The organism is Nocardia elegans NBRC 108235 (assembly GCF_001612845.1).
Taxonomy (GTDB): domain Bacteria; phylum Actinomycetota; class Actinomycetes; order Mycobacteriales; family Mycobacteriaceae; genus Nocardia; species Nocardia nova.
In genome coordinates, this window is the sequence record NZ_BDBF01000001.1 from 151,491 (window position 1) to 164,892 (window position 13,402).

The window sequence follows — 13,402 nt, forward strand, 5'->3', positions numbered from 1 at the left end:
TTCCCAAGATCTGTGACCTACAGCACACGCGAGTCGAACCGGTGTCACAATCGTTGCAAGGCGTTGCACTCTTCAGGAATGGACCACGTGGGCAGCTTCGAGGCGATCACCCCCGGAACGGATCTGCCGCGCTACGCCCGCGACCTCGTGCGCATGCACGACGCGGTCATCGGCGGCGGACAGCCGCCGCTGCGCCCGCGCACGGTGGTAGCGCGGTCCTGGTCGCGCGTGCTCGCGGCCGGGTTGGCGCCCGATCGGACCAATACCCGCGCGATCCTGCCGCTCGACGAGATCGAACAGCGCCGCCGCACCTCACCGCTGCAGGAGGTGATCGGCGATCTGTCGCGCATCCTCACCGGCGTCGCCGACTCCTCGCAGATGATGATGGTCGTCGCCGACGCCGACGGCATCGTGCTGTGGCGCTCGGGCGCCGCGCGGGTACGCGGCCGCGCCGACGAACTCGGCTTCCGCGAAGGAGCCACCTGGACCGAAACCACGGTCGGCACCAACGCCATCGGCACGGCACTCGCCGAAGCCGTTCCGGTGCAACTGTTCTCGGGTGAGCACTTCGAACAGTCGCAGCATCCGTGGTACTGCACCGCGGCGCCGCTGCACGATCCGCGCACCGGCGATCTGCTCGGTGTCGTCGATGTGAGCGGCCCGGCGCTGACCCTGCATCCCACCGTGACCGCGCTGGTCAGCGCCGCGGTGGAGATCGCGCAGGGGCAACTGCTGCACCGCCAATACGAACGATTGCAGCGGCTGCGCGATACCGCCATGCCCACCCTCTCGGCGCTGCCGGGCCCGGCCCTGGTCATCGACCGGCACGGCTGGGTCGCCCACGCCACCGGGGTGGCACCGGCGCGGCGCATCGCGATACCGAATACCGAACGCGCCGTGCAGGTTCCGGGACTGGGCCTGTGCATCGCCGAACCGCTGGGCGAGGGCTGGCTGCTGCGCCCCACGACCGGCGACACCCGCATCCGCATGACCCTCGACCTGTCCGGCGCACCGGTGGTCCGCAGCACCGGCGGCGAATCCGATTGGCACACACCGCTTTCCCAGCGGCACGCGGAGATCCTGCTGCTCCTGCACCGGCACGGCCGACGCGGCATGTCGGTCACCGAACTCAGTACGGCGGTCCACGGCGACCCCGACCACGCGGTGGCGATCCGCGCGGAACTCTCGCGGCTGCGCCGCATTCTCGGTTCGGTGATCGAAAGCCGGCCCTATCGAATCTCGGCGGCGGTGGAATTCACCCTCGAACCGGCCGATCGGGACATCCTCGCCGATTACGCGGCCCGCCGTGAGGCGAGTACGCCGCCCGAAAATGGCGAGTTTCGAGGGCGCCCCCACGGGTAGGGTCGGAGTATGCGCAGGACGCACTCGTCTGCGGCTGCCGATCGTCGCGTGGGCCTGGCTGCCGGGGTGACAGCACTCGAATGCGATTCGCCGTGAATACCGTTCCGCCCATCTGCTGGGAGCCGACGGACATCGATCGCTGTGTAGTGCTCGACCCCGATATCACGCTCGACGCGGTGACGTACCGCCGATTCACCGACGACCTCGTGAAGTTCGTCGTCGAACAGCCCCGCGCGGTCATCGTCCGCGTCGACCGCATGACGATCGCCACCGAAACCGTCCTCACCGCGTTCACCAGCGCCTGGCTGCGCACCGCGAACTGGCCGGGCGTGCCGATTCTCCTCGTCGCCGAGGACACCGAACTTCGCCGCCGGCTCGGACGCAGCGCGATCCGCCGGTTCCTCGCGGTGCAGCCGAGCGTCGCCGCCGCCGTCGCCGCGTCGGGTGAACCGCCGATCCGCCGCCGGGCCGCCATGACCATGGCGCTGTCCCCGGTCACCGGGCATCGAGCGCGCCGGCTCATCGACGACGTCTGCGCCGAATGGGACATCGCCGAGATCAGCGAGGCCGCGCAGATCATCGCCACCGAATTCATCGACAACGCCGATCTGCACGGCCACTTCACCGGCGTCCCCGATATCGACGTGTGGCTGGAATATCGCGAAGATCTGTTCACCATCGCGGTCGCCGACCCCGACCCCCGCGAAGCGGTGCTGCGCGAACCGGAACCAGGCTCCGTCGGGCGCCGACTGCACGGCCTGCACATCGTGGCGGAGCTGGCCTCGGCCTGGGGATGCGCGCCGCGGTGGCCGACCGGCAAGGTGGTGTGGGCGACGCTGGCGACCGCGCGGAACCGGCAGGTCAGCTGACCGCTGCCTCGGGTTCCACCGGCTCCATGAGCAATATCGCACCCGACGGTTTACCGTTGCGGTCGCTGAGCGACGTGCAGACCACCCGGATCAAACCGCCCGGCCACGCCGGTTGACACTGTCGAGGCGAACCTCGCGCTCATAGGCCGGATCGGACAGAGCGGGCCGTACCACCGGCCGCAATTCCGCGACCGGCAGGCCGATATCGAGATTGAGCAGATGCTCTCCCGCGGCCTCGTCGGACCGCAGGCCCCACAGATCCTCCACGCCCGCATTCCAGACCACGATGCGCATCGACGTATCGACCACCGCGACACCCGCGTGCCAGGAACGCATGATCGAGGCGAAGAATTCGTTCACATAGTCGAGTTCGGCACTGCGCTACCGCAATTCGGTGTTGATCGTCTGCAGTTCGTCGTTGGTCGACTGCGGTTCCTCGTTCGTGGTCTCGAGCTCCTTGTTCGTCGACTGCAGTTCCTCGTGGGCCGATTCCCGTTGTTCGTTCCACGCTGCCACTCGACATCCTTGACCCGCACCGCACGGCGATCCGCACGCACCCGATCGATATAGCTGCGCAATTCCAAAGGGCGATAGGACAATTCGAGATCGCGCAGCGGCCGGCCCACCATCCCGGTCCGACAGGCCGAACAGATGCTTGCCCTGATCGTTGGCGAACACGATCACCTCGTCGCGGCCGAGCACCACCTGCGCGACCGGTCCCGTGGAAAAGGCCAGGGCGCACAGGGATTCGATCTGCTCGGTATCGCGGCGGTCGTGCACCAGGGTGCGCCCGAACACGGAGCCGACATCGACTCGCGCGGCCGGAAGTTGCGGAATATCCGTCGCTCGAGGGGGCCGGAGCTCTACGCGATCATGCTGGGACTGTTTGCCTGTTCACCGCATACCCGGCGAGTGCGAATCGAACCTATTCCCACCCGCAGCGCCGGAATACCTCGCCGCCCGCGGGGTAGGGCGTCCAGTGACCGGCCCAGCGCCCGCCACGACCACCACATCCGACCCCGCTATCGAGGAGTGAACGTGAAAGCAGTTGTCCGGCACGGTGTCGGCGATATCCGTCTCGACGTCGTCGACGATCCGAAGATCCAAGAGCCCACCGACGCCATCGTGCAGATCATCTCGTCCGCGATCTGCGGTACAGATCTGCATCTGGTGCGCGGCACGATGCCCGGCATGGTGCCCGGAGGCGCAGTGCCCGCACGACACCGTGGGGCGATCTCGATCCCACCCGGTTCAGCACCCAGCACGCCGAACCGCAGTCGATGATCGATGCCTACGAGGCCTTCGATCTCCGGCGGACCGGCTGGCTGAAAACCGTGGTGCCGATGTAGCTCTGCCGGACTGATCGTCTGCGGCTGCCCCCGCGCCGGCGCGAAGCGCGGGTGGCTAATGTACGGACAGCTCGTGAGAACCCCCGGTTCACCAACCGAGAGGGCACGAGCGATATCAGGCATCGAGAAAGAAGAATCATGCGTCACGTCATTCGCGCAGCCGCGATCGCGGTTCTCGCCACATCCGCCACGGTCGGCGTCGCCGCTCCGGCCTTCGCCGAGTCTGGGTCGCCCGCGACCGCCACGGTCGCGGGCGACCAGGGCACTCCGGCCGATCCCGCCGCCCCCGCCGGTACACCGGTCGACCCGACCACGGAATATCTGAACGCGTTCGACACCATCGCCGGTGCGTGGGCCAACGACTCCACGGTCGGCCAGGTCGTGGGCACCGCGGCGGGCCTGGCGGTCGGCTGCCCGCTCGGCGCGATCACCGGCGGCACACTGACCATTCCGATGCCGGTGCTGACTCCGATCGGCATCGTGGGCGGATGCATTCTCGGCGCGGGCACGCTCGGATTCCTCGGTGGCATGGCCGGCGGCATCGCCACCGGCGGCCCGAGCTTGGCGAACGCGGTGGGTGACCAGTACAACTCGCTCCATTCCAAAGGCCTGATCGCACAGTCGATGCCGGCCGAGAGCAACGCGCGGTAATCGACACTCACCCACCGATCAGAGCGGAAGAATTCATGAAGACCACCACCCGGACCATCGCCGTGTCCACCTTGCTCGCCACCGCCGTCGTCGCGGCGGCCGGGGCCGCCCAGGCCGATGTCGTCGCTCCGGCACCCGCCGCCCCCGCACCCGTTGCCCCGCAATCGAAGTGGACCAGCACCGACCTGGGCCCCGGCATCCGCTACCAGGACGACACGACCACCGGAACCGCGGCCCTGCAGACTCCGCTCGGCGCGGTCGCGGTGCGCCCCGGACAGTTCGACATTCGTGACGGTGCGGGCAGGACACTGCTGGGAACTCCGATCGAGGTTCCCGCGGCCGCCGATCCCGCCCACCCGACATTGCCGTCCCAGCCCGTCGCCGGCGCCGTGGAATCGACTGCGGCACAGCCCAGCTCGGTCGCCGATACCCAAATGTCGGATCTCAACCAGGCCGTCGCCGCGGCGGCACCGCACATGGGTCTGGCGATGGCGGTCGGCGGGATGGCCGGTTCGGTGATCGGCGCGGCCGTCGGCTGCCCCCTGGGTATCGCCACCGGCGGCACCCTCGTCTCCCTCGCCACCGCCGGCACCATGACCGTGCCCGCGATGGCCGCGGCCTGCCTGGTCGGCGTGGTCGCGGTGGGTGGCCTCGGCGCGAGCGTCGGCGGCGTCGCGGTCGCCCTTCCGGTCGGAATCGCCGCGGGCACCCAGAAGTACAACCAGCTGCAGGCCGAACACGCGCAGAACGCGCACTGAGCCACCGCCGTGCCCGGCCCTCCGCGCACGCGGCCGGGCACGGCGCCGGACGGCAGGCGACGGCGTGTCGGCGTGACCGGGAGTGGTGTGCGGCGGACAGTGTGCACGACGTCGAGCGGCAGCAGATCGAGCGGAAGAAGTAAGCACCGATGAGTTTGTCCACCCTGGCCCTGGTGCTGGCGCTCGGGCTGGCGGGACCGCTGCTGGCGTGGCGCGAAGCCTGGCACATACCCGTGATCGTCGGCGAGCTGCTGGCCGGAATCGTCTGCGGCGTCACCGGATTCGGGGTGCTCGATGCCTCGGATCCGGTATTCGCCTTCCTGGCCGATATGGGTTTTGCGCTGGTGATGTTCGTCGCCGGCACCCATGTCCCGATTCGCGATCCGCGGATCCGCTCGGCGCTGGGGATCGGTGCCGTCCGAGCCGTGCTGGTCGGGTCGGCCGCGGCCGTGATCGGCTATCTGCTCGCCGGCTTCTTCGATACCGGGCACGGCGCGATCTATGCGGTGCTGCTCGCCTCCTCCTCGGCCGCGCTGGTGCTGCCGATCATCGATTCCCAAGGGCTGCAGGGCAGATCGGTGCTCGAACTGACGGCACAGGTGGCCATCGCCGACACCGCGTCGATCGTCGCGCTACCGCTGGTGATCAACGCGGGTAACGCCGGACGCGCCGCGCTGGGTGCGCTGGCGGTGATCGGCACCGCGGTGCTGCTGTTCTTGCTGCTGCGGTGGCTGGAACGCTCCGGGCTGCGCCGGCGTGCGCACCGAGTCTCCGAACGCCGCAAATTCGCCCTCGAACTGCGGGTCAGTTTGGCCCTCGTATTCGGGATGGCCGCCATCGCCACCCGCACGCACGTGTCGATCATGCTGGCCGGCTTCGCGGCCGGACTGGCCGTCGCGGCAGTCGGCGAACCGCGCCGGGTGGCACGGCAATTGTTCGCCGCGACCGACGGATTCCTCGCTCCCCTGTTCTTCGTCTGGCTGGGCGCTCGGTTGAATCTGCGGGAATTCGCCGATCGCCCGCGGTTGATCCTGCTGGGGCTCGCGCTCGGAGCCGGCGCGCTGCTGGTGCATCTGCTCATGCGTCTGCTGGGCCAGCCGGTCACATTCGGCGCGCTGGCCGCCGCTCAGATCGGTGTACCGGTGGCCGCTGTCACCGTCGGCACCCAGCTGCATGTGCTGCACCCGGCCGAGGCGGCGGCGATGATGCTGGGCGCGCTGGTGACGATCGTCGCGGCGGCGGTGGCTGCCGCGCTCGCGGCGCGACGGCCGCCGGTGGCGGATCCCGTCGCGCCGTGAACGAGGGTCAGGGTTTGTGCGCCACCACCGCGAACATGGTCACCGAGAAGTGATAGTCGCCGGTCTCGGCACCGCGCCGGATTTCGGCGAGAACGTAGTCGCGCTGGGCAGCGGTGATCAGCCCGTCGGCCACACCTCGGTCGGTGACCGCCGTGAACATCGGGAGGATCGACTCGGGTTCCCAGATCACGGCCTCGGAACCGATATCGTCGATCATCAGGCCGGCGTCGACCAGGCGGCCCCGTAAATGCCTGCCGGAGTTGCGATTCGGACTGTTGGTTTCCATCCGCTGCTGCAACGCCGCGACGACCTCCGGATCACCGGGATGGAAGATCGCCGTCGACCAGTCGCTGTCGATCAGCACCACCCGCCCGCCCGGTCGCAGCACCCGCGCGATCTCCGCGGTGGCCTTCGCCGGGTCGTCGAGGTGCTGATAGACCCGCTCACAGCGCACCGCGTCGACGGATGCGTCCGGCAGCGGCAGATCGTAGGCCGATCCCTCGATGAATTCGGCCTGCACGTCCGCGGCGCGCTCGCGCGCCACCGCGAGCATCGACGGATTCGGATCGATACCGATGGCCCGCCCGGCCGGACCGACCAGAGCGGCCAGCTCCACCACTTCGGTGCCGGTGCCGGAGCCCACATCGAGGGCGGTTTCGCCGGGTCGCAGCGCCAGCGCGGCGCGCGCCCACTCGCGCATCCGCACCACGCCGGGTAAGGCGGCCTGATTGTCGAGTATCCGGACGATCAGCTCCTGCTCCGGGTGGTCGACCTGGTCGATGTGGAAGGAAGGAACGCCTCGTTGATCGCTCACCCCGCCAGTATGCCCGCGCGATCAGTCGAACAGCAGGTGTGCGGCGTGGGCGAGCACATCCGATCTGCTCTCGCCGGGATGCTCGGCCTTGATCAGGCGATTGGCGATGACCATCGAAAAAGACAGCAGCGCAACGGCTTCCACATCCTCGGGTGCGACGCCGGAGTTCCGCAGCAGCGTGCGCAGGTAGTCCATTCTGGCGTTGTCCACTTTCCGCAGCCGCGCCTCCACCGCCGGGTCGCGCCGGGCCCAAGCCCGGATGGCGAGATCCAACGGCGTCAGATCCTCGGCGAAGGTCAGCGTCCCCGCCCGCCGGATCTTGCGCTTCGGATCGCCGCCCTCGCGCTCGACCTGTTCGCGCACATCGTCGACGGCGCGCCGCTCCCAGTCGTCGAGCATCGCCTCGAGTAGTTCGTCGCGGGAGCGGAACTGCCGGTAGAAGCCGCCGCGGGTCACGCCGAGTTGCGCCGCCAGCGCCTCCACCCGGACCGCATCGGGGCCGAGGTGCTCCAGCACGGAGAGCCCGGCATCGATCCACGCCTGCCGCGGAGTTCGCACCGGTGGCGCCATCACGTCCTCCTTCTCGACCGGCTCGATATGCCCTTGATTAGATCACCCTTCGATAGATACAGTACTGTTCTGTATCTATCGTGCAGTACCGAAACCAGAAGGTTCTCGTCATGTCCGTGCACACTTCCCCCACCGTCCGCCAATGCGGAATCACCGCCAACCTGCTCGCCCTCACCACCCTGGACGACGTCGTCTACATCGACAGTCACGTGCTGGAAACCCCCGCCGCCACCGCCCGGACCGCCGAGCAGTGGGCCCGCGCGATCATGGAGGACGTTCCCGGGGACGTTCGTACGCGATTGCGGGCGGCGTGGGCCGGTATCGAACTCGGCCTCACCCCCGGCGCGCCGGACACCGTCGCCGGTTGGCGCATCACCTTCTCCGCACCGGAATGCCTTCTGCTGCGGGCCGATTCGGGTCTCGGATTCCACGGCGAACTGGCGCTCGAGATCCGTGACGGCGTCGTCGCGCTGGCCACCTTCGTGGCCATGCGCGGGACACGCGCGCCGGATGTGTGGTTCGGCGTGGTCCCCGGCCATCTGGCGTTCGTGCGCTCACTTCTCGAACGAGCCGGCTGTGCGGAGCCGGCGGCGAGGTGACCGAGCGGTCAGTACCTCGCGACGCGGCTCAGTACCTCCACCTGCAGGCGTCGGCGATCTGCTCGGGCGTGGCATCGGCGAACAGCGCGATCTCACCGCGCCGCACGCTGCCGATGGTGTCGGCGAGGTCGTCGCCGAATGCCGCGCACAGCGCCTCGTCGGCTTCGAAAGCCGCCACCGCGTCCGCGAGTGTGGTCGGCAACGGGGTGATCCCGCGCGCGGACCGGGTGGCGGAGTCGAGTCGGGCCGGATCGCCGGCGACCGGCTCGGGCAGCGTCGCGCCCGCCTGCAAGCCCGCCCGGCCCGCCGCCAGCAGGCCCGCCAACGCCAGGTACGGGTTGGCGGCGGCGTCGAACGTCTTGATCTCGATATTGGCCGCGCGGTCGCGCTCGCCTTCGCTTCCGGTGATGTAGCGCAGGGCGGCCTCCCGGTTCTCCAAACCCCAGCATCGGAAGACACCCGCCCAGTGACTGGGCTGCAAGCGCAGGTAGCTTGCCACGGCCGGGCAGCCGACGGTCAGTAGGGCGGGCAGACGGTCCAGGATTCCCGCGGCGAAGTGCTCCCCCTCCGCACCGATTCCGAAAGGACCGGGACCGCCGTACATCCGGTTCACCCCTTCCCGCCACAGGCTCAGATGGACGTGGCCGCCGTTACCGACGACACCGGGGACGACCACCGGGCTGAACGTCGCCCGCAATCCGTGAGCACCGCTGACGGCCCGGACGATCTCGCGCACCAGCACCGCGTTGTCGGCGGTGCGGACGGGATCACCGGAGGCGATGGAGAGTTCGAACTGACCCACCTCGTATTCGGGATGTATCTGCTCGACGCCGATACCGCTGTCGCGCACCTTCGACACGACATCGCGCAGATACGGGGCCAGTTCGCTCAGCCTGGCCATCCCGTAAGCGGGCGCCGAGGTGGCGGGGCTGAACGTGTCCGGGTCGGCCGGGCCGGGGCGCGACAACGTCCATTCCAATTCGATCGCGGTGCGCAACTCGTACCCGTCGTCGGCCAGCTCGGCGACGAGCCGGCGCAGCAGCAACCGGGAATCGCGCGGATGCGGCATACCGCTTTGCGTATAGCGGTCCGCGGGCGCCCATGCCCATCCCGGAAGCGCGGCCACGGCGGTGACCCGATCGAGGTCCGGGTACAGCCGTAGGTCACCGGTCGGGCCACCGGCGACATGCTCGGTCAGGATGGAATCGTCGACCAGGAATGCGTCGAAGACCGGCGAGGCGCCGATCCCCCAGGCCGCAGCGTGGGAGAACCGTTCCACCGGAACGGCTTTCATCCGGACGATGCCGCTGGTATCGACCCAGGTGACCGCCACGGCGTCGATGTCGCGGGCACTCAGTGTGGCGGCGACGGCGCTCGCCCGATCCGCACGGTCGCGGCGCAACTGCTCGGTCAGTGGTTCCACGTCGACTCCCAGGAGTTCGATGGAAGCCGGCACAACCAGACACAATCGCCGGCGGGTTGCCGCGTTCGAGACTACGCGCCGATGTCTCGATCGCCCGCACTTCCGCCGCTACCACGCCGCATCACTCGACGGCGCCACGTTCACGCGGTACCCGGTCGAGGACCATCCGCGACGACGCGAGATCACCGCATGGACAGGCAGCCCTGGAAGGTCTGGAAATCGCCCGCGAAACCGGGGCCGCCGCTGCATACCGGCGTCCCGACGCCGGAGACCGTGACCGTGGCACCCGGCCCGGCGATGCCGATGGCCAGCCCGGGACGGACCCCGCTCAGGTCGGCCGTCGCGCCGGGTCCGACCGCGATCGCCGCGGGCCCCGACCACGGCCCCGACGTCGACCGGGCGATACCACCGCCCTGCGCGATGGCCAGCGACAGACTCGTCGGCCCGGCATTCGCCGTGGCCGTACCGTTGATGCCGTAGGCGGCTGCGGCGCTCCCACCGGCGCTGGTGGCCGAACACGCGGCATCGGCACCCGTCTGGGCGACCGAGCTGGCGCCCGGCGCCGGACAGCTGGTGGAGTCGGCTTGGGCCGGCGCGGCCAGCAACGCGGCCGAGGTCAAGGCGATACCTCCGCCGGAAACGAGAGCGAACAGCGCGCGTCGCGCGGAAGAACGAGACATGAGGGCCTCCTCTGGTTGGTTGGTTCTCGGCCAGGGTACCCCGTAATTCGATGCATAAACGATGCATCTCGTCTTTTTGCGAATCGCCCGCAGGATGACGTCGCCCGTCCGACCCTACCTGGCACGAATCCGTTCCGAACCGCTCACCGAGTTCACCGGCGCATGCCCGGCCGGGACAGACAACTTCCGCTCATGTGCATCATTTATGCATCGTTTGCTGTAGCCTTGGGTTCAGACGTCGAGGGAGGATCCCCGGACGGGCCGGAATACGCGGTCTCGATCCCCGCCTCGGAGAGCCAGCCGGCACCCCATATCGCTGCCCCGCCGAACCGAGGAGTGGACGTGAGCGTCACTATCGACAATTCGCACCGATTGTGTTCCCCTGCAACAATTCTGGCCGATCATCCGGTGAACACGGTGGACGGTGTCGCGCGGTGGCGTACCGCGGTGCGGGATCGAGTCCTGACCGAACTGGACGCGTTCCTGCGCGAGAACCGCATAGGCGCCGTACAGGAAATCGCCGTCGACGACATCGCCCGCCGATACGTGGCAGGCGGCAAATGCCTGCGATCGACATTCATGTACATCGGTTGGCTGTGCGGCGAGGCCCCCGACGCCGCCGCACTGCGAGCCGCCGCCGCGCTGGAACTGGTCCATGCCTTCGCGATGATCCAGGACGATGTGATGGACGAGTCGGAGCTACGCCGCGGCGCGCCCACCGGGCATATCGCCTTCGCCGACGCACATCGGAACCGGCGAATGCCCGGCGACGCGGGTCGTTTCGGCGAGTCGGCGGCCGTGCTCCTCGGCGATATCTGCCTGGTCTGGGCGGACAAGATGCTGCGCGAGAGCGGGATTCGCCCCGATTGCCTGTACCGCGTGTGGCCGCGCTTCGACGAGATGCGCATCGAGCTGGCGGTGGGACAGTTCGGCGATCTGCTCAACGACGTCCGCACGGAACCGGATTTCGGGCAGGTATTGGCGCTGGCACGTGCGAAATCCGGCAACTACACCGTGCGCCGGCCGCTCGAACTCGGCGCGGCGATGGCCGGATGCGACGAGTCGACCCTGTCGGCGCTGAGCCGGTACGGACGCGCCGTCGGCGAGGCATTCCAGATGCGCGACGACCTGCTGGGAGTATTCGGAACCCCCGATGCCACAGGCAAACCCGGTGACGGAGATCTGACTCAGCACAAGGCGACCACCGTGGTGATCGCCGCCCGCCAGCTCGCCGAACCCGCCGCCCGCCGCGAAATGGACACGCTGCTGTCCGCACCGGTCGTCGACGCCGGCGCCACCGACAGACTGCGCGCCTTGATCACCGATTCCGGAGCACCCGCCCGTATCGAGGCGATGATCAGCGATCGCGTCGGTGAGGCGCGGCGCACCATCGAGAGCACGACCCTGCCCGAACCGATGCGCCGCGTACTCGACGGTATGGGCCTCATCTGCGTCACCCGGCACCCCTGAGGAGGAAGACCATGCGCACGACCATCGGTCTCAGCAACCATATCGTCGTCGTCGGGGCGGGACTGGCCGGACTGTCGGCGGCGCTGCACCTGGCCGGCCGCGGCCGCAAAGTCACCGTGCTGGAACGGGATTCGGTCCCCGGCGGCCGCACCGGTCGCGTCGATGTGGACGGCTACCGTCTCGACACCGGACCTACCGTGCTGACGATGCCACACCTGGTCGAGGAGACGTTCGCCGCGGTCGGCGAGCAGATGGACGACCGCCTGTCGCTGGTGCCGGTGGATCCGGCCTACCGGGCCCATTTCGCCGACGGGCGTCAGCTCGAGGTCCACAGCGACGCCGAACGCATGGCCGCGGCGATCACCGAGTTCGCCGGAGCCGGGCAGGCGGCGGGATACCGGCGACTGCGCGCGTGGCTGACCCAGCTCTACCGGACCGAGTTCGACTCGTTCATCGGGGCGAATTTCGACTCGCCGCTCTCGGCGCTGAGTCCTTCGCTGGCCCGACTGGCGGCGATGGGAGGATTCCGCCGCTGGGACCGTGCGGTCGCACAGCACATCGACGATCCGGAACTGCGGCGGCTGTTCACCTTTCAATCCCTGTATGCCGGCGTCGCGCCCAGCCGGGCGATAGCGGCATACGCGGTGATCGCCTATATGGACACGATCGCCGGCGTCTGGTTCCCCCGCGGCGGGATGCGAGCGCTACCCGACGCGCTCGCCGCGGCGGCGCACGACGCCGGCGTCGAGATCCGCTACGACACCGCCGTGGCGAGCCTGGACCGCACCGGATCCCGGATCCGCACAATCGTCACCGATACCGGCGAGCGCATCCCCTGCGATGCGGTCGTGCTCACCACCGAGTTGTCCGACACGTACCGGCTGACGGGCCATTCCCCGCGCCGCCCGCTGCGTCCCACGGCGGCACCGTCCGCGGTCGTGCTGCACGTCGGCTGCGAGGCGATTCCCCACGCGGCGCACCACCATCTGCTCTTCGGCCGCGCCTGGGACGAAGCCTTCGACGACATCATCGCTCGCGGCAGCGTCATGACAGATCCGTCACTGCTGGTCACCAGGCCCACCGCGGGTGACCCGAGCCTGGCCCCAGCTGGACGCGACCTGCTCTACATCCTCGCTCCAGTACCGAATCTCGTTCGAGGACCGATCAATTGGGACCGCTTCGGCCCCGCCTACGCCGAGGAGATTCTGACCACCGTCCAGGATCGCTTGCCGATCCCATTGACCGATCCCCGGTTGCTCCACATCACCACTCCTGCCGACTGGGCGCGGCGCGGCATGCTGGCCGGAAGCCCCTTCGCGTTGGCCCACACCGTCACCCAAACCGGCCCCTTCCGCCCGGCCAATATGATCCGCGGACTCGAGAACGTGGTGCTGGCGGGCGGCAGCACCGTCCCCGGTGTCGGCATACCCCCCGTGCTGATTTCCGGCCGGCTCGCCGCGGACCGCGTCACCGGACCGATGCCTTCTGCACAGCCCGCACCCGCACGCCGACGCGCGTCCGCCCTGTCCACTTCGACCGCCGCCATCATCCGCTGATCG

Annotated in this window: 15 protein-coding genes; 9 read left to right on the top strand and 6 right to left on the bottom strand. The window is 69.0% G+C overall.

Features of this window, described 5'->3' with window-relative positions; translation table 11 throughout:
- The first annotated feature begins 87 nt into the window (after nt 1–87).
- Both NE2_RS00645 and NE2_RS00650 read left to right on the top strand, forming a co-directional pair.
- Nucleotides 88–1,362 (top strand): sigma-54-dependent transcriptional regulator family protein, encoded by a 1,275-nt coding sequence (locus NE2_RS00645; protein ID WP_063023295.1) that lies wholly within the window; start codon nt 88–90, stop codon nt 1,360–1,362.
- Nucleotides 1,363–1,454: 92 nt separating this feature from the next.
- Entirely contained in the window at nt 1,455–2,231 is a 777-nt protein-coding gene (locus NE2_RS00650) for an ATP-binding protein (RefSeq protein ID WP_146165204.1), read from the top strand.
- A 90-nt stretch (nt 2,232–2,321) separates the two neighbouring features.
- Here the strand turns inward: NE2_RS00650 and NE2_RS36640 are convergent, their stop codons facing one another.
- Both NE2_RS36640 and NE2_RS36645 read right to left on the bottom strand, forming a co-directional pair.
- On the bottom strand, nt 2,322–2,591 hold the full coding sequence (locus tag NE2_RS36640) for a PAS domain-containing protein (RefSeq protein ID WP_063022886.1): 270 nt from the start codon (nt 2,589–2,591) through the stop codon (nt 2,322–2,324).
- A gap of 21 nt (nt 2,592–2,612) precedes the next feature.
- A complete protein-coding gene (locus NE2_RS36645; RefSeq protein WP_063022888.1) occupies nt 2,613–3,029 on the bottom strand; it encodes a hypothetical protein in 417 nt (138 codons plus the stop codon).
- A gap of 240 nt (nt 3,030–3,269) precedes the next feature.
- On the opposite strand from NE2_RS36645, the gene NE2_RS37575 reads away from it, so the two are divergent.
- The 4 genes from NE2_RS37575 to NE2_RS00680 all read left to right on the top strand — a co-directional run bounded on the left by NE2_RS37575 (nt 3,270) and on the right by NE2_RS00680 (nt 6,287).
- Complete coding sequence (locus tag NE2_RS37575; protein ID WP_228816315.1) at nt 3,270–3,515, top strand: hypothetical protein; 246 nt, start codon at nt 3,270–3,272, stop codon at nt 3,513–3,515.
- 203 nt (nt 3,516–3,718) lie between these two features.
- Nucleotides 3,719–4,231, top strand: coding sequence for a hypothetical protein (locus NE2_RS00670; RefSeq protein ID WP_063022892.1), 513 nt, complete (start codon nt 3,719–3,721; stop codon nt 4,229–4,231).
- Nucleotides 4,232–4,266: 35 nt separating this feature from the next.
- A complete protein-coding gene (locus NE2_RS00675; RefSeq protein WP_063022894.1) occupies nt 4,267–4,989 on the top strand; it encodes a hypothetical protein in 723 nt (240 codons plus the stop codon).
- Nucleotides 4,990–5,138: 149 nt separating this feature from the next.
- Nucleotides 5,139–6,287: a cation:proton antiporter gene (locus NE2_RS00680; RefSeq protein ID WP_063022896.1), complete on the top strand. Its 1,149-nt coding sequence runs from the start codon at nt 5,139–5,141 to the stop codon at nt 6,285–6,287.
- Between the two features lie 7 nt (nt 6,288–6,294).
- On the opposite strand, the gene NE2_RS00685 is transcribed toward NE2_RS00680, so the two are convergent.
- Nucleotides 6,295–7,101, bottom strand: a complete 807-nt coding sequence (locus NE2_RS00685) for a methyltransferase domain-containing protein (protein WP_063022898.1) — start codon at nt 7,099–7,101, stop codon at nt 6,295–6,297.
- 21 nt (nt 7,102–7,122) lie between these two features.
- On the bottom strand, nt 7,123–7,671 hold the full coding sequence (locus tag NE2_RS00690; RefSeq protein ID WP_063022900.1) for a TetR/AcrR family transcriptional regulator: 549 nt from the start codon (nt 7,669–7,671) through the stop codon (nt 7,123–7,125).
- A gap of 110 nt (nt 7,672–7,781) precedes the next feature.
- Here NE2_RS00690 and NE2_RS00695 point away from each other — a divergent pair, with 110 nt between their 5' ends.
- On the top strand, nt 7,782–8,270 hold the full coding sequence (locus NE2_RS00695) for a hypothetical protein (protein WP_146165203.1): 489 nt from the start codon (nt 7,782–7,784) through the stop codon (nt 8,268–8,270).
- 28 nt (nt 8,271–8,298) lie between these two features.
- Here the strand turns inward: NE2_RS00695 and NE2_RS00700 are convergent, their stop codons facing one another.
- Together NE2_RS00700 and NE2_RS00705 are read right to left on the bottom strand one after the other, a co-directional pair.
- Entirely contained in the window at nt 8,299–9,726 is a 1,428-nt protein-coding gene (locus NE2_RS00700) for a type I glutamate--ammonia ligase (RefSeq protein WP_233429599.1), read from the bottom strand.
- 149 nt (nt 9,727–9,875) lie between these two features.
- Nucleotides 9,876–10,373, bottom strand: coding sequence for a DUF6764 family protein (locus tag NE2_RS00705; protein WP_063022904.1), 498 nt, complete (start codon nt 10,371–10,373; stop codon nt 9,876–9,878).
- A 342-nt stretch (nt 10,374–10,715) separates the two neighbouring features.
- Between NE2_RS00705 and NE2_RS00710 the strand changes: the two genes are divergently transcribed.
- Nucleotides 10,716–11,843 (top strand): polyprenyl synthetase family protein, encoded by a 1,128-nt coding sequence (locus NE2_RS00710; RefSeq protein WP_307616862.1) that lies wholly within the window; start codon nt 10,716–10,718, stop codon nt 11,841–11,843.
- An 11-nt stretch (nt 11,844–11,854) separates the two neighbouring features.
- Nucleotides 11,855–13,399 carry a phytoene desaturase family protein gene (gene crtI / locus NE2_RS00715; protein ID WP_063022906.1) on the top strand — a complete coding sequence of 515 codons (1,545 nt, stop codon included), beginning with the start codon at nt 11,855–11,857 and terminating at the stop codon, nt 13,397–13,399.
- Nucleotides 13,400–13,402: the final 3 nt, after the last annotated feature.